Here is a 23,658-nt window from a genome sequence, read left to right as displayed (position 1 = left end):
TACCCACAAGCCATAATGACGTGAACACAGAAATACAGAACACTAATAACACAATGATTAGTTGCTAAGTGGACTATTGATAAGCTTGCAAAGATCCCCCCGTTTTAATCACAAGCCATAATGACGTGAACACAGAAACACAGAACACGGATAACACAACGATTGGTTGCTAAATGGATGATTGATAAGCTTAGAAGAATTTCTACGTTTTAATCACAAGTCATAATGACGTGAGCACAGAAATACAGAACACGGGTAACACAACGACTGGTTGCTGAGGGGATTATTGATAAGCTTGCAAAGATTTCTCCGCTTTAATCACAAGTCATAATGACGTGAGCACCGAACACGGGTAACACAACGATTGGTTGCTGAGGGGATTATTGATTCGCTTAGCTTGCGTTATTTATCTCATCATCTCGGCCTTTTCTTGGCCCCATTCCCCAAACGCAAAAAAGCCACCCAATGGGTGGCTTTCTCACTAATTTAATGTCTGGCAGTTCCCTACTCTCACATGGGGAGACCCCACACTACCATCGGCGCTACGGCGTTTCACTGCTGAGTTCGGCATGGGGTCAGGTGGGACCACCGCGCTATTGCCGCCAGACAAATTCGGTTCGTTCCCGTTCAGCGCTTTTCTTCGCTAAACCAGAACATCAATCTTGAACAAGCTGCTGTGTCCGTCACCTTTCGGCTTCTCACGCATATTCGAAAACTATCTCGTCTCTCTAAAACACCTTCGGTGTTGTCAGGTTAAGCCTCACGGTTCATTAGTATTGGTTAGCTCAACGTATCGCTACGCTTACACACCCAACCTATCAACGTCTTAGTCTTAAACGTTCCTTTAGGACCCTTAAAGGGTCAGGGAAGACTCATCTCAAGGCAAGTTTCCCGCTTAGATGCTTTCAGCGGTTATCTTTTCCGCACTTAGCTACCGGGCAATGCCATTGGCATGACAACCCGAACACCAGTGGTGCGTCCACTCCGGTCCTCTCGTACTAGGAGCAGCCCCTTTCAATCTTCCAACGCCCACGGCAGATAGGGACCGAACTGTCTCACGACGTTCTAAACCCAGCTCGCGTACCACTTTAAACGGCGAACAGCCGTACCCTTGGGACCTACTTCAGCCCCAGGATGTGATGAGCCGACATCGAGGTGCCAAACACCGCCGTCGATATGAACTCTTGGGCGGTATCAGCCTGTTATCCCCGGAGTACCTTTTATCCGTTGAGCGATGGCCCTTCCATTCAGAACCACCGGATCACTAAGACCTACTTTCGTACCTGCTCGAGCCGTCACTCTCGCAGTCAAGCTGGCTTATGCCTTTGCACTAACCGCATGATGTCCGACCATGCTTAGCCAACCTTCGTGCTCCTCCGTTACTCTTTGGGAGGAGACCGCCCCAGTCAAACTACCCACCAGACACTGTCCGCACCCCGGATAACGGGGCAACGTTAGAACATCAAACATTAAAGGGTGGTATTTCAAGGTTGGCTCCACGCAGACTGGCGTCCACGCTTCAAAGCCTCCCACCTATCCTACACATCAAGGCTCAATGTTCAGTGTCAAGCTATAGTAAAGGTTCACGGGGTCTTTCCGTCTTGCCGCGGGTACACTGCATCTTCACAGCGAGTTCAATTTCACTGAGTCTCGGGTGGAGACAGCCTGGCCATCATTACGCCATTCGTGCAGGTCGGAACTTACCCGACAAGGAATTTCGCTACCTTAGGACCGTTATAGTTACGGCCGCCGTTTACTGGGGCTTCGATCAAGAGCTTCTCCTTACGGATAACCCCATCAATTAACCTTCCAGCACCGGGCAGGCGTCACACCGTATACGTCCACTTTCGTGTTTGCACAGTGCTGTGTTTTTAATAAACAGTTGCAGCCAGCTGGTATCTGCGACTGGCTTCAGCTCCATGGGTAAACCACTTCACCTAATGCCAGCGTGCCTTCTCCCGAAGTTACGGCACCATTTTGCCTAGTTCCTTCACCCGAGTTCTCTCAAGCGCCTGAGTATTCTCTACCTGACCACCTGTGTCGGTTTGGGGTACGATTAATGATAATCTAGAGCTTAGAGGCTTTTCCTGGAAGCGGGGTATGAGCTACTTCGCCACCGTAGTGACTCGTCATCAGACCTCAGCATATAGTGAACCGGATTTGCCTAATTCACCTGCCTACATCCTTAAACCGGGACAACCGTCGCCCGGCCAGCCTAACCTTCTCCGTCCCCCCATCGCAATTATCACCAGTACGGGAATATTAACCCGTTTCCCATCGACTACGCATTTCTGCCTCGCCTTAGGGGTCGACTCACCCTGCCCCGATTAACGTTGGACAGGAACCCTTGGTCTTCCGGCGTGCGGGTTTTTCACCCGCATTATCGTTACTTATGTCAGCATTCGCACTTCTGATACCTCCAGCATACCTCACAGTACACCTTCACAGGCTTACAGAACGCTCCCCTACCCAACAACATCTAAATGTCGCTGCCGCAGCTTCGGTGCATAGTTTAGCCCCGTTACATCTTCCGCGCAGGCCGACTCGACCAGTGAGCTATTACGCTTTCTTTAAATGATGGCTGCTTCTAAGCCAACATCCTGGCTGTCTGAGCCTTCCCACTTCGTTTCCCACTTAACTATGACTTTGGGACCTTAGCTGGCGGTCTGGGTTGTTTCCCTCTTCACGACGAACGTTAGCACCCGCCGTGTGTCTCCCGTGATAACATTCTTCGGTATTCGTAGTTTGCATCGAGTTGGTAAGTCGGGATGACCCCCTAGTCGAAACAGTGCTCTACCCCCGAAGATGAGTTCACGAGGCGCTACCTAAATAGCTTTCGGGGAGAACCAGCTATCTCCCGGTTTGATTGGCCTTTCACCCCCAGCCACAAGTCATCCGCTAATTTTTCAACATTAGTCGGTTCGGTCCTCCAGTTAGTGTTACCCAACCTTCAACCTGCCCATGGCTAGATCACCGGGTTTCGGGTCTATACCCTGCAACTCATTCGCCCAGTTAAGACTCGGTTTCCCTACGGCTCCCCTATACGGTTAACCTTGCTACAGAATATAAGTCGCTGACCCATTATACAAAAGGTACGCAGTCACACCCTAAAGGGTGCTCCCACTGCTTGTACGTACACGGTTTCAGGTTCTATTTCACTCCCCTCGCCGGGGTTCTTTTCGCCTTTCCCTCACGGTACTGGTTCACTATCGGTCAATCAGGAGTATTTAGCCTTGGAGGATGGTCCCCCCATATTCAGACAGGATAACACGTGTCCCGCCCTACTCGTCGAGTTCACAACACTAACACCTTCGGATACGGGGCTATCACCCTTTACTGCCAGCCTTTCCAGACTGTTCTCCTGATGCTAATGCTGATTAAGACTCTGGGCTGCTCCCCGTTCGCTCGCCGCTACTAGGGGAATCTCGGTTGATTTCTTTTCCTCGAGGTACTGAGATGTTTCAGTTCCCTCGGTTCGCCTCGTTTGACTATGTATTCATCAAACGATAGTGCAACGAATTGCACTGGGTTTCCCCATTCGGACATCGTCGGTTATAACGGTTCATATCACCTTACCGACGCTTTTCGCAGATTAGCACGTCCTTCATCGCCTCTGATTGCCTAGGCATCCACCGTGTACGCTTAGTCGCTTAACCTCACAACCCGAAATTGTTTCAACGTTCACTTTACTGTCATGGCTGTGCGTGGTGAACTTCTTCGTTGGGCAGTGCTCGCCATGCTCACGTACCTATGTACGCTGCGCTGGCTGTGCGCTGTCCGCCTTGAATTTCACACTGCTCGCGCATGCCGCTCGAGTTAGTGACCGAAAATTTCAGGTCTGAAATTTTGAGAGACTCTCACATTGTTTAAGCGATAAACAATGTGCGTTGTTTTCAATTTTCAGCTTGTTCCAGATTGTTAAAGAGCATAATTATTCGCAATAGACTATTTGACTAATCTATTCTGAATAATCAGAAAAATTTATGGTGGAGCTAAGCGGGATCGAACCGCTGACCTCCTGCGTGCAAGGCAGGCGCTCTCCCAGCTGAGCTATAGCCCCATAAAGGTTTTTTTAGTATCGATTAATCTCCTGATAAGATTCTTTCTTACTCGGAGGTCTTTTTTCTTAGGCAAGGCGTGGATTAGCGACGTTTACTTTTGGGTAAACAAGCTGAACCATAACGCAGCATAAGAGAAAAGTGGTAGGCCTGAGTGGACTTGAACCACCGACCTCACCCTTATCAGGGGTGCGCTCTAACCACCTGAGCTACAAGCCTATCGATACCGCACTTTAATTTCATCAGACAATCTGTGTGAGCACTTCACAAAAACACTTCAATGGTAAGGAGGTGATCCAACCGCAGGTTCCCCTACGGTTACCTTGTTACGACTTCACCCCAGTCATGAATCACAAAGTGGTAAGCGCCCTCCCGAAGGTTAAGCTACCTACTTCTTTTGCAACCCACTCCCATGGTGTGACGGGCGGTGTGTACAAGGCCCGGGAACGTATTCACCGTAGCATTCTGATCTACGATTACTAGCGATTCCGACTTCATGGAGTCGAGTTGCAGACTCCAATCCGGACTACGACGTACTTTATGAGTTCCGCTTGCTCTCGCGAGGTCGCTTCTCTTTGTATACGCCATTGTAGCACGTGTGTAGCCCTACTCGTAAGGGCCATGATGACTTGACGTCATCCCCACCTTCCTCCGGTTTATCACCGGCAGTCTCCTTTGAGTTCCCGACCGAATCGCTGGCAACAAAGGATAAGGGTTGCGCTCGTTGCGGGACTTAACCCAACATTTCACAACACGAGCTGACGACAGCCATGCAGCACCTGTCTCAGAGTTCCCGAAGGCACCAAAGCATCTCTGCTAAGTTCTCTGGATGTCAAGAGTAGGTAAGGTTCTTCGCGTTGCATCGAATTAAACCACATGCTCCACCGCTTGTGCGGGCCCCCGTCAATTCATTTGAGTTTTAACCTTGCGGCCGTACTCCCCAGGCGGTCGATTTAACGCGTTAGCTCCGAAAGCCACTCCTCAAGGGAACAACCTTCAAATCGACATCGTTTACAGCGTGGACTACCAGGGTATCTAATCCTGTTTGCTCCCCACGCTTTCGCACCTGAGCGTCAGTCTTTGTCCAGGGGGCCGCCTTCGCCACCGGTATTCCTCCACATCTCTACGCATTTCACCGCTACACATGGAATTCTACCCCCCTCTACAAGACTCTAGCTGACCAGTCTTAGATGCCATTCCCAGGTTAAGCCCGGGGATTTCACATCTAACTTAATCAACCGCCTGCGTGCGCTTTACGCCCAGTAATTCCGATTAACGCTTGCACCCTCCGTATTACCGCGGCTGCTGGCACGGAGTTAGCCGGTGCTTCTTCTGTCGGTAACGTCAATCGTTGATGATATTAGCATCAACGCCTTCCTCCCGACTGAAAGTACTTTACAACCCTAGGGCCTTCTTCATACACGCGGCATGGCTGCATCAGGCTTGCGCCCATTGTGCAATATTCCCCACTGCTGCCTCCCGTAGGAGTCTGGGCCGTGTCTCAGTCCCAGTGTGGCTGATCATCCTCTCAGACCAGCTAGGGATCGTCGCCTAGGTGAGCCATTACCTCACCTACTAGCTAATCCCATATGGGTTCATCCGATAGCGCAAGGACCGAAGTTCCCCTGCTTTGCTCCTTAGAGATTATGCGGTATTAGCTACCGTTTCCAGTAGTTATCCCCCTCTATCGGGCAGATCCCCATACATTACTCACCCGTCCGCCGCTCGTCAGCGGGAAGCAAGCTTCCCCTGTTACCGCTCGACTTGCATGTGTTAGGCCTGCCGCCAGCGTTCAATCTGAGCCATGATCAAACTCTTCAATTAAAAAGCTTGATGCTCAAAGAATGTTTACTGTCGTATGTCTTCTTACGAAAACATATTACCTATTAGTTCATATATATGAATTAACGTGTTAGTCACTCTTCAAGACTTAAAATCAAATATTTTTTTGATAGTGTCCTGTGAGTGCCCACACAGATTGTCTGATAAATTGTTAAAGAGCGTTGCAGCATTTCGTCGTGAAATTGACCTTCTGGGTCGTTGCTGCGAGGAGGCGTATAATACGTTTTCCTCCGTGAGAGTCAAGCAATTTTTTGCTTTTTCTTTTCAGAATCTCTCGCTGCCGTTTCAGTGTTCACCGCGCTTTGCGTTGTCTTGTTCCCGGTCAGTGGATGCGCATTATAGGGAGTCAGAAAAATCTGGCAAGTGTTTTTTTGAAAATAATTTTCAACTGATTATCTTTTGCACTTCACGCCCAGTTTTAGACCAAAAAAAGCGATTTTCTAACCAAATTGATAAGAAAAAGGCGGCATATCGAATGCCGCCTTTAAGTTTTACTACTGAATCAACGAACTAAACTTCCTTCATTGATTACTGTTTTGCTACGATTTCGTTGTTTTCAACATCTAAAACAACAGGTTTTCCTGGAAGTAACCGACCAGACAAGATTTCTTGTGCTAGCGGATTTTCAATTTCCTGCTGAATTGCACGTTTCAACGGCCTTGCACCAAAGATTGGATCAAAACCTGCTTCACCAATTTTCTCAAGTGCTGCTGGTGTCGCGGTAACTTCATAACCGTGCTCTTCAAGACGTTTATATAAACGAGCCAACTGAATATTTGCAATATTCGTAATTTGCTCTTTGCCTAGTGGGTGGAAAACAACCACTTCATCAATACGGTTAATGAACTCAGGCCTGAAGCTGTGAGATACCACTTCCATCACCATATCTTTCATCTCTGAGTAACCAATCATGCCAAATCTTTCTTGAATTAAGTCAGAGCCCAAGTTAGATGTCATGATGATTACTGTATTACGGAAGTCTACGGTACGGCCTTGACCATCCGTTAAACGCCCATCATCCAACACTTGCAATAAGATGTTAAAAACATCAGGGTGTGCTTTTTCAACTTCGTCTAGCAAAATGACAGAATATGGACGACGTCTGATAGCTTCTGTGAGATACCCACCTTCTTCATAACCAACATACCCTGGAGGTGCCCCCACTAAACGTGATACCGCATGTTTTTCCATAAATTCGGACATGTCGATACGCACCATTGCATCGTCACTGTCGAACATAAAGTTCGCCAATGCTTTACATAACTCGGTTTTACCGACCCCTGTTGGCCCTAAGAACATAAAGGAACCAATTGGTCGATTGGGATCAGACAACCCTGCACGGCTACGACGGATTGCATTCGATACCGCCACTACTGCCTCGTCTTGACCAATCACACGTTGATGGAGTTGCTGTTCCATACGTAACAGTTTCTCTCTTTCGCTTTCCAGCATTCTTGAAACAGGGATACCAGTCCAGCGCGCTAGAATTTCAGCAATTTCAACGTCAGTCACCTTGTTACGTAAAAGCTTCATGCTTTTACCTTCCGCTTTAGTTGCGGCTTCAAGTTGTTTTTCTAATTCAGGAATACGACCATATTGTAATTCAGACATTTTTGCTAAATCACCCATACGGCGCGCTTTTTCCATTTCGATACGCGTATTTTCCAGTTCTGCTTTAATATGCTGAGTGCCCGTTAACGAGGCTTTTTCCGCTTTCCACTCTTCTTCTAACGCAGAATATTCACGTTCTTTCTCTGTCAGTTCTTCTTCTAACATTTCAAGACGTTTTTTACTCGCCTCATCCGATTCTTTTTTCAGTGCTTGCTGTTCAAGTTTCAGCTGAATAATACGGCGTTCTAATCTATCTAAGGATTCAGGTTTTGAATCCATTTGCATACGCAGGCTTGCACCCGCTTCATCAATTAAGTCGATAGCTTTGTCTGGCAACATACGATCGGTAATATAACGATGCGATAACGTTGCTGCTGCGACGATCGCAGGGTCAGTAATTTGTACATGGTGATGAAGCTCATAACGCTCTTTCAAACCACGCAAAATTGCAATCGTGTCTTCTACTGAAGGCTCTGCGACATACACTTTTTGGAAACGACGTTCTAACGCAGGGTCTTTTTCAATGTATTGACGGTACTCATCTAACGTCGTAGCACCAACACAGTGTAATTCTCCACGGGCAAGCGCAGGTTTCAACATATTCCCCGCATCCATTGCACCATCTGCTTTACCTGCACCAACCATGGTATGCAATTCGTCAATAAAGAGAATAACGTTGCCTTCTTGTTTTGCGAGGTCATTCAAAACAGCTTTTAAACGCTCTTCAAATTCACCTCGATATTTAGCCCCCGCAATCAAGGCCCCCATATCAAGGGATAAAACACGTTTGTTTTTTAGGCCTTCAGGTATTTCACCATTCACAATACGTTGTGCCAGCCCTTCAACAATGGCGGTTTTACCTACACCAGGCTCACCGATCAGCACTGGGTTGTTTTTTGTACGACGTTGTAATACTTGGATAGTACGGCGAATTTCTTCGTCGCGGCCAATCACTGGGTCTAATTTGCCTTGTTCTGCACGTTCAGTTAAATCAACAGTATATTTTTTCAAGGCTTGGCGCTGGTCTTCAGCGCTTTGGTCATTCACTTTTTCTCCACCACGCATCTGTTCTATTGCCTTTTTTAAATTATCTTTATTAACACCTGCTGCTTTGAGCATGTCTGCTAATGTTGTATTGGCTTCTAAAGCGGCGATAAGAAATAATTCAGAGGAGATAAAGTCATCTCCGTGCTTTTGTGCCAATTGATCACATAGGTTCAAGTGACGCATTAAGTCACTTGATGGTTGAACGTCTCCTGCCACACCTTGTACTTGAGGCAAACGCCCTAATGCATCTTCAATCTTTTGCTTAAATTGCACCGCGTTAACGCCAAGTGTCGTCAGCAAAGGACGGACTGTGCCACCTTCTTGATTAAATAAGGCACTTAATAGATGAATAGGTTCGATAAACTGGTTTTCACGCCCAAGGGCTAAAGATTGGGCGTCAGCGAGAGCTTGCTGGAATTTATTAGTTAAACGATCCAGACGCATAACACCTCCGATAAATGAGATTAAATTTGCTACTGGATACTAGATGAGGTCTATTTTTAAATATTCAAGTTTTGCATTGAATAATTTTTGTTATATCTGTTAATTTAGAGTAAAACGCTAAACACTAGTTATTTACCCATATCAAAGAAGCCATTCTTCCCGTTTTTCCCTCACGTCGGTAGGAAAAAAATCTGTTTTCATCACTTACCGTGCAAAAATCGCCACCATAAATGGCATTAATCCCTACCGCATTGAGCTTTTTACGGGCTAATAAATAGATATCAGCAAGATACTTTTCATTATGAGACGTAAAAGCAGAAGCTAAATCAGATGATTGATTAACAAACGCCTGTTTAACTTCAGAGCCCACTTCAAATTTTTTTGCACCAATTGCAGGGCCGAGCCACGCTATTATTTCATTAGCAGGACTAATAAATTGACGAACCGTATTTTCAAGAATGCCATTGCATAACCCCCGCCACCCTGCGTGAGCCGCTGCAACTTCTGTTCCCGCTTGATTACAAAATAAAACAGGCAAGCAATCCGCCGTCATAATGGCACAAACTTGCCCTGCTTGATTGCTATACACTGCATCTGCTTGTTTGTTTTTGATTTCACCACCATTAAGATGAAGAACGTGCGTACCATGGACTTGCTCAAGCCACACGGGTTGTTGTGGTAATTGAGCAAGTTCAACAAGGCGCTGGCGATTTTCACTGACGGCTTCAGGGCGATCGTCTACATGGTCGCCAAGATTCAAACTGTCAAAAGGTGGCAGGCTCACACCACCCGCACGGGTTGTGCTACAACTTGATACGCTTTTAGGCTGCGGCCAATCAGGGAAAATCAGTGTGCTCATTACCAGTCCATATTGTCTTTATGAAGTTCAGTATCTGCCTTTAAGGCTTCAATAAGCTTAACCATATCATCAGGTAGTGGTGCATGCCACTCCATTTGAATACCTGAAATTGGGTGATATAAGCGCAGCATTGTTGCATGCAGTGCTTGCCTATCGAAATTACGCATCACTTCTAAAAACTCTTCCGTGGCACCTTTTAATGGGCGAGGACGGCCACCGTATAATTGATCGCCAATTAATGGATGGTTAATATGTGCCATGTGAACACGAATTTGGTGCGTTCTACCCGTTTCTAAACGTAAACGTAGACGCGTGTGTGCTCTAAAATGCTCCATGATGCGGTAGTGTGTGACCGCTGGTTTACCCATTGGGTGAACCGCCATGTGAGTTCTTTTCGTTGGGTGGCGAGAAATCGGCTCTTCAACCATACCACCAGCAGTCATACGACCCACCGCCACAGCTTCATACTCACGCGTAATTTCTCTTAACTGTAAAGACTCGACTAGATGGGTTTGTGCTGGAACGGTTTTTGCGACCACCATTAGTCCTGTGGTGTCTTTATCAAGACGGTGAACAATCCCTGCTCTTGGAACATCAACAATTTCTGGGTAACGGTATAATAAAGCATTTAGGATTGTTCCGTCTGGGTTTCCAGCCCCTGGGTGTACAACTAATCCACGCGGTTTATTAATAATTAGGATATCTTCGTCTTCATAAATAATGTTAAGTGGAATATCCTGAGGTTCCCAACGATTATCTTCTTCAATAAGGGCATCGATTAAAATTTGTTCACTACCTAAAACTTTTTCCTTTGGCTTATTGATAACTTTGCCATTAACCTGCACTCTATCATCTAAAATCCACTCTTTTATGCGTGAACGTGAATAATCAGGGAACAATTCGGCCAAAGCCTGATCTAAACGTTGACCGAGCTGTGATTCAGCGATAGTTGCACTAAGTTGTACTTGTTGAGCCATAAATTAATCTACTTTTTGGTGTTTGTATTTTGACGGCGCTGCCGTTTCATTTAAAATATATGCTATTGTAACTCGAATTTTGCCGGGAGCCTTATGGATAGACTCCCTCGAAACACTCAGAGGATAACCTACACGTGATGATACGTATGAAAAATCTGGTGGCTGCAGCCACGTTGAGCCTGGTTTTAGCTGGGTGCTCCAGCAACCCTGAAGTCAGCCCTGATAGCTCCCCAGCTGAAATCTATGCAACGGGTCAGCAAAAACTACAGGACGGTAACTTTAAAGCTGCCATCAAACAGTTTGAAGCCCTTGATAACCGTTATCCGTTTGGCCCATACGCCCAGCAAGTTCAATTAGACCTGATTTACGCCTATTATAAATCAGCTGAGCTGCCTATGGCGATAGCGGCAATTGACCGTTTCATGCGTTTAAACCCGACTCATCCAAATATTGACTATGTACTTTACATGCGCGGTTTAACCGCTATGGCCTTGGACGATAGTTTACTGCAAGGCTTATTCGGTATCGACCGTTCAGATAGAGACCCTCAGCACGCTCGCGTCGCCTTTAAGGACTTAAGCCAGCTAGTTCGCTACTATCCTAACAGTATGTATGCAAACGATGCTAGCAAGCGCTTAGTCTACTTAAAAGAACGTTTGGCAAAATTCGACCTTTCTGTGGTTGAATATTACAACAAACGAGGTGCTTATGTCGCGGTTGTTAATCGCACAGAACAAATGCTGAAAGATTACCCAGACACTGAAGCAACACGTAATGCCTTGCCATACATGGAAATTGCGTATAAACAAATGGGTTTAAACCAAGAAGCAAATAAAGCCGAAAGTATTATTGTTGCGAACCCACAATAATCTCGAGTTTGATCTAAAACAGCAGCCTCGGCTGCTGTTTTTGTTTGTCTGATTGGCTTCCAATCGTTACCGTATTCTTTTACTTTTTTATTTGTATTAATCAATCTTTTAGATTAGCTAAATTTTAACCCAAAAAAAGATCCGACTATTAACCGTACCGATAGCCAACCTAATCAGTCTCCACTAATCCATTCATTTTGGCAATGCTTTTCCTCCCCTTTTTTATACAAAATCACACTTCGGATGCGTGTTGACTCTCCCCTGAATCAGATGTGATCTACATCAATTTTTTATTACTGATAACGCGTATTCTGAATTCATCAAAGACGGAAACAATGAGAGGTAACACTATGATAGTGAACATAACTAGCAAACAAATGGATATTACCCCAGCTATTCGTGAACACATTGACAGCCGTCTAACAAAATTGGATAAGTGGCAAGTTTCCCTGATAAATACGCATATTGTTTTATCAAAAGAGCCACAAGGTTTCATGGTTGATGCAAATATCAAAACAGCGACAGGTAAATTAGTCGCTAGCGCCAAACATGAAGATATGTACGTTGCAATAAATGAACTGATCAACAAACTCGAAAGACAACTCAATAAAGTGCAACATAAAGGAGAATCAAGAAGAGCCAACAATAGTGTAAAAGAAGCGAACCTCGTTACGTTATAATTTTATATTATCTATCAACTTATCTTGAAACTTTGTAAAACGCGCCTGCAATAGGCGCGTTTTTTATGTTTATGATTCTTTTTTATTGACTTCTTATTGCGTATCGGGTTTATTTGAATCAAGTTTATTTAAAGGTATTCACATGAAACGTAATTTTGTTTTCTTTTTCTTCTTTAGCAACTCCTAATTAGGGGCTTTTGTCGTTCAAGAAAGAAAAGAAGACAAAATTAGAAAGCCCCCAACTAGGGGGCTTTTTTTATATCACGACATTACAGGGTGGGCAGGATGGAAAACAGCACTAATTTACTGAAAGTAAGAGAAAAAATAAGCCAGTTAGATAGTGAGCTCCTAAACCTTTTGGCAAAACGCCGTGGGTTTGCAGCAGAAGTTGCGGAAACAAAAATTGATGACAACCGCCCTATTCGTGATAAAGACCGCGAACGTCAGCTTTTAGATGTGTTAATTAATAAAGGTAAGCTACTGGGGCTTGACGGCTTTTATATTACTCGCTTATTTCAGATGATCATTGAGGACTCTGTATTAACCCAACAAGCGATTTTACAAAAGCACTTAAACTTAACACCAAGTGACACTGCCCGTTTTGCTTTTTTAGGCCCCAAAGGTTCTTACTCACATATCGCGGCTCGCCAATATTCGGCCCGCCATTTTGACCAACTCGTCGAATGTAGCTGTAATAAATTCCAAGATATATTTTCATTAGTCGAAAGTGGACAAGCAGAGTACGGTATTTTACCGATTGAAAATACCAGTTCTGGCGCAATTAATGATGTTTATGATTTACTGCAAAATACATCACTCTCTATTGTGGGGGAAATCCGTTTACCCATTAACCACTGTTTGCTTACCACGGGTAATACTGATTTAAGCCTCATTGATACGGTTTACAGTCACCCCCAACCTTTCCAGCAGTGCAGCCAATATTTAGCCCAGTTCCCACAGTGGAAAATAAAATATTGCGACAGTACATCAACTGCGATGCAAATGGTGGCGGAGCAAGACTCCCCTAATGTTGCAGCCCTGGGCAGTGAAGCAGGTGGCGCACTGTATAACTTACATGTTGTTGAACACAATTTAGCAAACCAACAAATCAATATGACCCGCTTTATTGTCGTTGCACCACAGTCTATTGAAGTCACTGAACAAGTTCCTGCTAAAACCACGTTATTAATCACCACAGGTCAGCAAGCTGGTGCATTGGTTGATGCGCTAATTATCTTAAAAAATAATAAGATAATTATGAGTAAATTAGAGTCTCGCCCAATTAATGGCAAACCTTGGGAGGAGATGTTTTATGTGGATGTTCATGCGAACTTACGTTCAGATAACCTGCAACAAGCACTCAAAGAACTTTCTGCAATTACGCGCTCAATAAAAGTGTTAGGCTGCTATCCATCTGAAAATATTGTTCCCGTTGAACCTGAAAAAGTAGCACCATAATTAAACGTAAAAAGGCTGCTTAAATAGAAAAGCAGCCTTCATTCAAAATTATACCGTCGTTTCTGACTGGTAGTTAGAATTAACGCGGAAGTAATTCACGAGTTTTTTTAGATGGAATGCTTGTTCATTTAATGAGTCTGCCGCCACAACGGACTCCTCGACTAAGCTAGCATTTTGTTGCGTGGTTAAATCTAACTGCCCTACAGCACTGTTAATTTGTGAAATGCCATCGCTTTCTTCTTGGCTTGCTTGGCCAATTTCTCGTAATAGCGTGTTCATTTCTTTCACACTATCAATCATGCCATGAATTTGTTCTGTCGCTTTCTCTACGAGCTCCATACCTTCTTTGGTTTGCGATGAAGAGTTCTCAATCAGCCCTTTGATATCATTGGCTGATGCCGCACTTTTTTGTGCCAATAAACGTACCTCTCCCGCAACGACCGCAAAACCACGACCATGTTCGCCTGCTCTTGCCGCTTCAACCGAAGCATTTAATGCCAGAATATTGGTTTGGAATGCAATGGAATCAATTAAGTTAATAATATCAGTCATCTGTAATGATGACGTATTAATAGCTCGCATTTTATTCGTCAGCTGATTCATCATTTGACCATTATTCTGCACAACAACGGCCGCTTGTTCCGCTAACATACTTGCTTCATGAGTATGTTCAGTGGTGTTTTTTACTGTTGAGGTAATTTGTTCCATAGAACTTGCTGTCTCTTCAACAGATGCGGCTTGTTCTTCGGTGCGGGCGGCTAAGTTCTGGTTACCTGCCACAATTTGTCCAGCGGCCGCGGAAATACTTTCAGAGCCTCTTTGCACCTCTTGAACAATTTCAACTAACTGGCCTTTCATGTCATTCAATGCATTTAATAAAATACCTGTTTCATCTTTTGAATCTACTTTAACGTCTTTCGTTAAATCACCACTCGCAATAGACTGCGCTAAACCAACCGCATTTTCGAGTGGTCGGGTTATCATAATGGTAATAAACCAGCCCATCGCACAACCCGCAGCAATGCTGATCACAGAAAGAATCGCCAGTAAAATTTTATTGCTTTCATAATGGGTATTGACGGTACGCCCAATATCCTGCATTTCTAAATCTTGGATAGCCATTAGCGTTTGAATATGGTCTCGATAATCACGCTGAATACTAGACGTTTTTACCATCATTTCATCAATAGCCGCTTGACGGTTATTTTCAGAAAGGAATGTATTGATACGAGCGATTGATGCATGAAATTGTTGGCGAATAATTCGCAATTCAGAAAGGACTTCTTTAGAACGATCATCCGTGACATTTTTTTCTAAGCTGTCCATCAATTCATTAATTTTCAATGTAATTTTGGCTAACTCTTCACGTCGCTTATCACTCCCTCGGTCATCAAGTAAAATCAATTCTTGAATACCAATAAATGAATAAAAATTATCCATCATCTGCCCTGCTGTTGAGGCAATGGGGTAACTTTCATACAGAACTTGTTTCATTCCATCATTGGCTCGGTTCATATTGGCCAAAGAAAAGAGTGAGCTCAGGATAATAAGCGTAACAAATCCCCCAAATGCTATCGTTAACTTCATACTAATTTTGAGATTTTTAAAAGACATATGTTTACCACGCTAGCCATCGTTGAATGAGTAATGTTATCGGTAAAATACGTCACATCTTTACCAGATAAATCGATCGATAATTAAATATCAATTTTATAAATCGATTAATTTACCCTTAAATAGAGGAAGATATCTGTTTTAGATTAGAAAGGAGATTTTTCAATAGAAAGCACAGGAAATAAGTAAAATTACTTATTCAAAATAAAATATCGAATTTAGAAGGTCGAAAAAGAAAGATTACCTGAAATAACAAAAAATTAACAGTAAAAAAGCCCTCTATTGCAAACAATACAATAGAAGGCGGGGATAATTACTTACGATTATCGTTGGCGCGTTGCAACAATGACTGGCTTTCTTTCATAAAATGGTGAGCATCTTCGCCGAACCACTCACTAACTTGATTAAACTGGCGAATAAATTCTGCTTTATCTTTATTTTCAAGCATTTCAATAGACTGCCCTAAAAGCTGATGATAACGGCGAATTAATTCTACGTTTTTATCTGAAGACATGATGATATCTGCATACAACTGGGGATCTTGAGCAAATAACCGCCCCACCATCGCGAGTTCTAAACGGTAGATGGGAGATGACAACTCAAGAAGCTGCTGTAAATCGATATCCTCTTTCGCCAAATTTTGCCCATAAGTGAACGTCGTAAAGTGGCGCAATGCTTGGATAAAACTCATGTTTTTATCATGCTCTTGCGCTGAGATTTCTTTCAAACGCGCCCCCCAAACTACTAGCTGTTCAAGGAACCATTGATAAGACTCAGCACCACGGCCATGACAATATGCAAAAACTTGTTTTGCTACGCTGCCAATATCGGGGCCAAACATCGGATGAAGCCCCAAAACTGGCCCTTCATGTGCCGCTAGCATGGCTTCTAATGGTTGTTGCTTGATAGATGCGATATCCATCAAAATAGTGTCTTTATCCAATTTTGGCAGTTGATTAATCACCTGAACAGTTAAGTGGATAGGTACGCTGACCACCACCACACTTGCACCCGCAACAATCGATTCTGCCTGCGGCCAATCATTTTGATTCAGCGTTTTTACTTGGTAACCTGACAACGTCAGAAGACGATGGAATAACCTCCCCATCTTCCCATCGCCACCCACAATAACTATTGTGCCAGCATTCGGGTTGAGTGTCTTGAAACCTTTGTCATTTTCACGTGCGTAAGACTCACGCATGATCCGCCGTAAAATATCCTCAATCAGATCAGGCGGGATCCCCATACGTTCTGCTTCGGCGCGCCGAGCCGCTAGCATGCTCGACTCACGCTCAGGTACATAAATTGGCAACCCATGTAAGCTTTTGACTTCGCCAACTTCCGCCACAAGTTGCAACCTTTTGGCTAATAAATCCAATAAGGATTTATCAACCGCATCAATTTGGTCCCGTAAATGGGATAACTCAACAGACATACTAATACCTTGATCAGCTCACTTTGCTCAATTTCTGCGTGCGTTGTTCAAGCACAGGCAATAATGCCTGATGTAAATGACGCAATACAGTCTCTGTTGTCTGCCAGTTAATGCAGGCATCTGTTACAGAAACGCCGTACTGCATCGCATCGCGTGGCTGTTCAGATGTTTGGTTGCCTTCATTAATATGGCTTTCCAGCATAATACCTGTAATTGACTCATTACCATTAACAATTTGTTCGATAATTGAATCAACCACCAGTGGCTGACGGCGGTAATCTTTATTTGAGTTACCATGACTGCAATCCACCATTAGGGATGGTTCCAGCCCCGCTTTACGCATTTCAGCTTCACACGCCGCGATATCTTCTGCGCTGTAGTTGGGTGTTTTACCACCGCGTAAAATCACATGACCATTGCTGTTGCCTTTGGTGTGCAATAAGCAAACTTGGCCCGATTGGTTAATTCCCATGAAACGATGTGGCATTGCAGCCGCTTTCAATGCATTAATTGCGGTAGATAAACTACCATCAGTCCCATTTTTAAACCCTACAGGCATTGAGAGTCCTGATGCCATTTCACGGTGGGTTTGTGATTCAGTGGTTCTTGCACCAATTGCAGACCAGCTGAATAAATCCCCTAAGTATTGTGGGTTATTTGGGTCTAATGCTTCAGTTGCCAGTGGCAGCCCCATATTGACTAAGTTAGTCAATAAGTCGCGAGCAATATGAAGGCCTTTTTCCATTTGGAATGAACCATCCATAAATGGATCACTTATTAAGCCTTTCCAGCCCACAGTTGTCCGTGGTTTTTCAAAATACACACGCATCACAATATATAAGCTATCACTTAACTCTTCGGCTAATTTTTGTAGGCGTTCACCATATTCAATCGCAGCATCCACATCATGGATTGAGCAAGGACCACATACCACGAGTAAGCGAGGATCACGTTGATGGATAATATCCGCAATAACTTGACGCGATGTCGCAATGGCATGCAGGTTGCTGTGACTCAGCGGATATTTCTCTTTCAGACTCTCAGGAGTGATTAATACCTGCTCGTCTTGAATATTCACGTTGTTGAGTACATCTTTTTGCATGATCATTTTTTACCTACTTAATTAGCTTATATTTGCTTGGTTTATTGTTTACATATTGTGTTTGAGTGCATGGGTAATAACATACCATGCATCGTAAACAATTCAATCCATTTATGTAAAATATTTCCACGTCAGTAAACAATAATTTACACCAAACTAACCAACTGATAAATAATTAATTTAACAAAAAATAAACATTAAAATAATTTAAATTAGAACTGTGATGCATTTTATTGTAAACATTTATTTACGATTAATGAGTTAACTTCTCAACCATATTCTAAATAATTCGAGTTGTGACTAGGCGGCAAAGTGAGGACACCGCAGGGAGCATACATAAATATGTGACCTGTTGGCCGAGCGAAGCCAACATCGCTACAGTTTGAAATAAGCTTCCTCAACCATATTCTAAATAATTCGAGTTGTGACTAGGCGGCAAAGTGAGGGCATCGCAGGGAGCATACATAAATATGTGACCTGTGTGGCCGAGCGAAGCCAACATCGCTACAGTTTGAAATAAGCTTCATCAACCATATTCTAAATAGTTCGAGTTGTGACTAGGCGGCAAAGTGAGGACATCGCAGGGAGCATACATAAATATGTGACCTGTTGGCCGAGCGAAGCCAACATCGCTACAGTTTGAAATAAGCTTCCTCAACCATATTCTAAATAGTTCGAGTTGTGACTAGGCGGCAAAGTGAGGACATCGCAGGGAGCATACATAAGTATGTGACCTGTGTGGCCGAGCGAAGCCAACAACGCTACAGTTTGAAATAAGCTTCCTCAACCATATTCTAAATAGTTCGAGTTGTGACTAGGCGGCAAAGTGAGGGCATCGCAGGGAGCGTACATAAGTATGTGACCTGTGTGGCCGAGCGAAGCCAACAACGTCACAGCACGAAATATGAAGAATAAAAAGGCCCGCACTAAGGCGGGCCTCTTCAACTTTCGGATGTAGCGAAAGCGTATTACTTGGCGTTCAGACGCTCTTTGATACGAGCTGCCTTACCAGAACGCTCACGCAGGTAGTACAGTTTAGCTCTGCGAACAGCACCACGGCGTTTAACAGCAATGCTATCTACGACTGGTGAGTGAGTTTGGAAGACACGCTCAACACCTTCGCCGTTAGAAATTTTACGAACAGTGAATGCAGAGTGCAGACCGCGGTTACGAATAGCGATAACCACGCCCTCGAATGCCTGCAGACGTTTTTTAGAGCCTTCTACGACCCATACCTTAACTTCCACAGTATCACCCTGACGGAATGAAGGTACGTCCTGCTTCATTTGCTCTTGTTCAATTTGTTTAATAATGTTGCTCATAATAACTCTCTTACCCTAGGTAAACTGATATGTTTAGACAATTAATTGTCTGGATTCATTTGTTGCTCAGACTGATATTCACGTTGGAACTCAGTCAGCAACATCCTCTGCTCGTCAGTCAGAGCTAGGCTTTCCAGAAGCTCAGGTCTTCTAAGCCAGGTACGGCCAAGTGATTGTTTCATGCGCCAGCTATCTATTTTAGCGTGATTCCCCGAAAGTAATACATCCGGGACTTGCATGCCATCTAACACTTCAGGGCGGGTATAGTGAGGACAATCTAACAAGCCATCAGCAAAAGAATCTTCTTGAGCTGAAGCTTGATGACCAAGCACCCCTGGTATAAACCGAGATACTGAGTCTATCAACACCATTGCAGGGAGTTCCCCACCACTGAGAACGTAATCGCCGATTGACCATTCTTCGTCAACTTCGGTTTGAATGATACGCTCATCAATGCCTTCATAGCGGCCACAAACAAGTATTAATTTCTCATTGGTTGCCAGCTCGCAAACACCGTCTTGACTTAGCTTGCGCCCTTGCGGTGAAAGATAAATAACCTTTGCACCCTCACCAGCCTCAGTTCTTGCTGCGTTGATTGCATCCTTAAGCGGTTGCACCATCATCAGCATGCCTGGACCACCTCCGTAGGGGCGGTCATCAACAGTTTTGTGCCGATCGTGAGTAAAATCCCGCGGATTCCAGCACTCAAATGTGAGTAGGCCATTTTTCACTGCCCGACCAGTTACCCCGTACTCGGTTATTGCGCGGAACATTTCGGGAAACAGGCTAATTACACCAATCCACATGATATCGTCCCACTTATCAAAACCGTTCAACCGGAGATTTAAAAACCAGGATCCCAATCCACTTCAATGAGTTTAGCATCGAGATCGACTTTCTTGATAACCTGCCCATCAAGAAACGGAACCAACCGCTCCTTGATGCCAAATGCATCTTTTAAATTCGCCTTAATGACCAGTACATCATTCGAACCAGTCTCCATCATGTCAGTGATGGTACCAAGGTCATAGCCTTGTAACGTCACTACGTGGCAGCCCATCAGGTCTTTCCAGTAGTATTCGTTTTCTAACTCAGGAAGTTGGGTTGAATCAACCGCAATTTCAAAGTTAGTCAAAAGCGCAGCTGCATCGCGGTCATCGACCCCATTCAGCTTGACGATGATATCCTTGTTATGATGTTTCCAGTCTTCAATTTCAATGTGTTGCCATTGACCTGAACGTTGGATAAACCAAGGCTGATACTCAAAAATACTTTCAGCATGTTCGGTGGACGAAAAAACTTTGAGCCAACCACGAATACCGTATGCCGCACCTAATTTCCCCAATACGATTGGGTTTTCAGGTGGCTGTAGTTTAGTTTGCTTGCTCATTGTTACCACCGCGACAGATTAAGCTGCTTTCTTAGCTTGTTTGACCAGTTGTGCAACACGGTCAGAAATAGTTGCGCCTAAGCCAACCCAATGCTCAACACGGTCCAAGTCTAAACGCAGTTCTTCTGCTTGACCTGAAGCGATCGGGTTGAAGAAACCGATACGCTCAATGAAACGACCGTCACGCGCATTGCGGCTATCGGTTACAACGATTTGGTAGAACGGACGTTTTTTAGCGCCGCCACGAGATAAACGAATTGTTACCATAACATCCTCATTAGTTAACAAAACAACCAGACTCCATCGAGGGATAGAGTCCGGCTGTCATATAAAAAGCCCGAAAAGTTTACTCACTTTGACGCAAAAATCAATCAAAAGTGCGTTTTGTTTGAGGCTTTATTGCTTAACGCCCCGGAAAACCCGGAGGCATCATACCCTTCATGCCGCGCATCATCTTGGCTAAGCCACCTTTTTTCATTTTCTTCATCATGCGTTGCATATCATCAAATTGTTTTAAAAGACGGTTAACTTCTTGCACGGTCGTTCCCGAACCTGCCGCAATACGGCGTTTACGAGAACCTTTAATAATCTCTGGTTTTTCGCGCTCTTTGCGCGTCATGGAATTAATCATCGCTTCCATACGAACCGTGATTTTATCATCCATTTGGGATTTAACAGCATCTGGTAACTGGGACATTCCAGGCATTTTGCTCATCATGCTCGCCATGCCCCCCATGTTACGCATTTGTTTTAATTGACTTAAAAAGTCATTTAAATCAAAACCATCACCCGTTTTTAGTTTTTTCGCTAATTTTTCTGCTTCATCACGGTCAACTTTGTGCTCAATCTCTTCAATCAGAGAAATCACATCACCCATCCCAAGGATACGGGATGCAACACGTTCTGGGTGGAACGGTTCTAAGGCATCCGTTTTTTCACCGACCCCTAAGAATTTAATTGGCTTACCTGTAATTGCACGAATCGACAGCGCAGCACCACCACGCGCATCACCATCAACTTTGGTTAATACAACCCCAGTCAGTGGTAAGGCTTCATTAAACGCTTTTGCGGTGTTCGCTGCATCCTGCCCCGTCATCGCATCGACGACGAACAAGGTTTCCACAGGCTTAATAATACGATGGACTTCTTGGATTTCTTCCATCATCGCTTCATCAACGTGTAAGCGACCTGCGGTATCCACCAATAATACATCGTAGAATTGAAGTTGAGCGTGCTTTAACGCTTTTTGCACGATAGCCGCGGGTTTTTCTTGCACATCTGATGGAAAAAAATCAATACCAACAGATTCAGCTAAGGTTTCAAGCTGTTTGATCGCCGCTGGGCGATAGACGTCAGCAGAGACCACTAAAACTTTTTTCTTTTGCTTTTCTTTTAAGTGTTTACCTAGTTTCGCAACGCTGGTTGTTTTACCCGCACCTTGTAAACCCGCCATTAAGACAACCGCAGGCGGCTGAGCCGACAAGTTGAGTTGATGGTTTTCTTCCCCCATCGCTCGAGTCAGTTCATTTTGAACAATTTTGATGAACTCTTGGCCTGGTGTTAAGCTTTTATTTACATCTTGACCAACGGCACTTTCTTTGACTTTCTGGATAAATTCACGGACAACTGGCAACGCTACGTCGGCTTCCAGCAATGCCATGCGAACTTCACGTAATGTATCTTTAATATTGTCATCAGTGAGACGTCCACGTCCGCTGATATTGCGCAACGTGCGCGAGAGTCTGTCGCTTAAATTATCAAACATATGTCTTAGCTCAATTCTGTTGATGGGCCGATGTTTAGCCTAATCTGGTTGCTAATACACCTAATTTCAAGTGTTTTAGTGTCAACAAGTTGAATTATAAGTAGCAAACCTTCAATCAAATGAAGGAAAAAGCACGATAAAAAATATTTTCCCGATTGTACCACATCCGCTATTTTTTCGCTGCCCTCTGTTTGAAACAGATTATACAAGCTATGATAGCGTTAGTTTCATTGTTATCTGTACAACCCTATAGGTACATGAAATGCTATCTATCGTGAATATACCGCTATTGGCTCGGCCAATAGTTGGAGCCTGCTCCCGTACACGTTATACTATAAAATAACTTTCCACTAAAAATGAATATCGACACTATACTATGCCAGTATTTGCAGTCATAGCAGTTTGTACATACATGATTAGCCTACTGCTGATCGTCCCAGGCCAAGTGCGTAAACAACCCCTTTATCGCCGTTTGGCGATACTACTTGCGATTGTTGCATTAGTGACGCACGCCATCACACTAAAATTACTCATTTTTAGTGAGGCCGAAGGGCAGAATCTCACCCTATTAAACCTTGGTTCAGCGGTGAGTTTACTGATGTGCTTAATTATGACGGTTGTCGCCTATTGGGGAAAAGCGTGGTATTTAACCCCGATAGTGTACAGTTTCGCTATCATTAATTTAATGCTTTCTACCATTATGCCTGGTGAGTTTATTACTCACCTAGAAGCCAGCGTGCCTCTATTTGTACATATTGGCTTGGCCTTATTGAGCTATGCCACGCTACTCATTGCTGCCTTGTATGCATTTCAAGTTGCGTTAATTGATCACCAACTCAAAAATAAAACCTTAAAATTTAGCCCTGATATGCCGCCAATGATGGTGGTAGAGCGTAAAATGTTTCACATCACCCAAGTGGGTGTCATTTTACTAACTCTGACTTTATGTACAGGGTTTATTTATATGGATAATATCTTTGATAAAGAAAATATCCATAAATCTGTGCTATCAGTGATTGCTTGGTTTGTCTACATTACTTTACTTTGGGGCCATTTCCACGGCGGCTGGCGCGGAAAACGCGTTTTATTCTTCCATGTTGCTGGCTCAATCATTTTAACGATGGCTTTTTTTGGTAACCGTCTACTCCAACAGTTTATGGTACCTTGAGTTTTTCTAACCTTTCC

At 44.1% G+C, this 23,658-nt stretch carries 15 protein-coding genes, 2 tRNA genes, 3 rRNA genes and 1 other annotated feature; of the genes, 4 read left to right on the top strand and 16 right to left on the bottom strand.

Annotation, left to right across the window (positions count from 1 at the left end; all coding sequences use genetic code 11):
* Positions 1-491: 491 nt before the first annotated feature.
* From rrf to rluD, 8 genes are all read right to left on the bottom strand, one after another.
* Positions 492-607, bottom strand: a 5S ribosomal RNA gene (gene rrf, locus ACE2AL_RS04620).
* Positions 608-749: 142 nt separating this feature from the next.
* A 23S ribosomal RNA gene (locus tag ACE2AL_RS04615) occupies positions 750-3,656 on the bottom strand.
* 328 nt (positions 3,657-3,984) lie between these two features.
* Positions 3,985-4,060: transfer RNA gene (locus ACE2AL_RS04610), tRNA-Ala, on the bottom strand.
* Positions 4,061-4,200: 140 nt separating this feature from the next.
* A tRNA-Ile gene (locus ACE2AL_RS04605) sits at positions 4,201-4,277 on the bottom strand.
* 65 nt (positions 4,278-4,342) lie between these two features.
* Positions 4,343-5,882 (bottom strand): 16S ribosomal RNA (locus ACE2AL_RS04600).
* The 16S, 23S and 5S rRNA genes sit together here with 2 tRNA genes alongside, the layout of an rRNA operon.
* 546 nt (positions 5,883-6,428) lie before the next feature.
* On the bottom strand, positions 6,429-9,002 hold the full coding sequence (gene clpB / locus ACE2AL_RS04595; protein WP_206084782.1) for an ATP-dependent chaperone ClpB: 2,574 nt from the start codon (positions 9,000-9,002) through the stop codon (positions 6,429-6,431).
* A 124-nt stretch (positions 9,003-9,126) separates the two neighbouring features.
* Positions 9,127-9,861: a purine nucleoside phosphorylase YfiH gene (gene yfiH, locus ACE2AL_RS04590; protein ID WP_206084781.1), complete on the bottom strand. Its 735-nt coding sequence runs from the start codon at positions 9,859-9,861 to the stop codon at positions 9,127-9,129.
* On the bottom strand, positions 9,861-10,838 hold the full coding sequence (gene rluD, locus ACE2AL_RS04585; protein WP_047757334.1) for a 23S rRNA pseudouridine(1911/1915/1917) synthase RluD: 978 nt from the start codon (positions 10,836-10,838) through the stop codon (positions 9,861-9,863). Before rluD ends, yfiH begins: the two co-directional genes overlap by 1 nt.
* A 137-nt stretch (positions 10,839-10,975) precedes the next feature.
* Here rluD and bamD point away from each other — a divergent pair, with 137 nt between their 5' ends.
* The 3 genes from bamD to pheA all read left to right on the top strand — a co-directional run bounded on the left by bamD (position 10,976) and on the right by pheA (position 13,845).
* Positions 10,976-11,707 (top strand): outer membrane protein assembly factor BamD, encoded by a 732-nt coding sequence (bamD, locus tag ACE2AL_RS04580; protein ID WP_206084797.1) that lies wholly within the window; start codon positions 10,976-10,978, stop codon positions 11,705-11,707.
* A gap of 350 nt (positions 11,708-12,057) precedes the next feature.
* The gene (raiA, locus tag ACE2AL_RS04575; protein ID WP_206084780.1) at positions 12,058-12,387 is read left to right on the top strand and encodes a ribosome-associated translation inhibitor RaiA; all 330 of its coding nucleotides are present in this window, start codon (positions 12,058-12,060) and stop codon (positions 12,385-12,387) included.
* A gap of 141 nt (positions 12,388-12,528) precedes the next feature.
* Positions 12,529-12,647: a sequence feature (Phe leader region), on the top strand.
* A gap of 25 nt (positions 12,648-12,672) precedes the next feature.
* Entirely contained in the window at positions 12,673-13,845 is a 1,173-nt protein-coding gene (gene pheA / locus ACE2AL_RS04570) for a bifunctional chorismate mutase/prephenate dehydratase (RefSeq protein WP_206084779.1), read from the top strand.
* A 48-nt stretch (positions 13,846-13,893) separates the two neighbouring features.
* Here pheA and ACE2AL_RS04565 read toward each other — a convergent pair whose 3' ends face one another.
* The 8 genes from ACE2AL_RS04565 to ffh all read right to left on the bottom strand — a co-directional run bounded on the left by ACE2AL_RS04565 (position 13,894) and on the right by ffh (position 22,473).
* Positions 13,894-15,459: a methyl-accepting chemotaxis protein gene (locus ACE2AL_RS04565; RefSeq protein ID WP_206084778.1), complete on the bottom strand. Its 1,566-nt coding sequence runs from the start codon at positions 15,457-15,459 to the stop codon at positions 13,894-13,896.
* Positions 15,460-15,772: 313 nt separating this feature from the next.
* Entirely contained in the window at positions 15,773-16,894 is a 1,122-nt protein-coding gene (tyrA, locus tag ACE2AL_RS04560) for a bifunctional chorismate mutase/prephenate dehydrogenase (protein WP_375084053.1), read from the bottom strand.
* Positions 16,895-16,907: 13 nt separating this feature from the next.
* Positions 16,908-18,002 carry a 3-deoxy-7-phosphoheptulonate synthase gene (locus ACE2AL_RS04555; protein WP_272516353.1) on the bottom strand — a complete coding sequence of 365 codons (1,095 nt, stop codon included), beginning with the start codon at positions 18,000-18,002 and terminating at the stop codon, positions 16,908-16,910.
* Between the two features lie 962 nt (positions 18,003-18,964).
* Positions 18,965-19,318 (bottom strand): 50S ribosomal protein L19, encoded by a 354-nt coding sequence (rplS, locus tag ACE2AL_RS04550; protein WP_047757186.1) that lies wholly within the window; start codon positions 19,316-19,318, stop codon positions 18,965-18,967.
* Between the two features lie 41 nt (positions 19,319-19,359).
* A complete protein-coding gene (gene trmD / locus ACE2AL_RS04545) occupies positions 19,360-20,124 on the bottom strand; it encodes a tRNA (guanosine(37)-N1)-methyltransferase TrmD (RefSeq protein ID WP_047757187.1) in 765 nt (254 codons plus the stop codon).
* A 38-nt stretch (positions 20,125-20,162) separates the two neighbouring features.
* Positions 20,163-20,708, bottom strand: coding sequence for a ribosome maturation factor RimM (gene rimM / locus ACE2AL_RS04540; protein ID WP_047757188.1), 546 nt, complete (start codon positions 20,706-20,708; stop codon positions 20,163-20,165).
* A gap of 18 nt (positions 20,709-20,726) precedes the next feature.
* Positions 20,727-20,975 (bottom strand): 30S ribosomal protein S16, encoded by a 249-nt coding sequence (rpsP, locus tag ACE2AL_RS04535; RefSeq protein WP_004924887.1) that lies wholly within the window; start codon positions 20,973-20,975, stop codon positions 20,727-20,729.
* Between the two features lie 136 nt (positions 20,976-21,111).
* Positions 21,112-22,473, bottom strand: coding sequence for a signal recognition particle protein (gene ffh, locus ACE2AL_RS04530; protein ID WP_206084776.1), 1,362 nt, complete (start codon positions 22,471-22,473; stop codon positions 21,112-21,114).
* 376 nt (positions 22,474-22,849) lie between these two features.
* Here ffh and ACE2AL_RS04525 point away from each other — a divergent pair, with 376 nt between their 5' ends.
* Positions 22,850-23,641: an inner membrane protein YpjD gene (locus tag ACE2AL_RS04525; protein ID WP_206084775.1), complete on the top strand. Its 792-nt coding sequence runs from the start codon at positions 22,850-22,852 to the stop codon at positions 23,639-23,641.
* Positions 23,642-23,658: the final 17 nt, after the last annotated feature.

The organism is Providencia xihuensis, from assembly GCF_041953405.1.
Classification (GTDB): domain Bacteria; phylum Pseudomonadota; class Gammaproteobacteria; order Enterobacterales; family Enterobacteriaceae; genus Providencia; species Providencia vermicola.
Note: the sequence above shows the minus strand (reverse complement) of the source record. Positions and strands in the feature narration are given on the sequence as shown.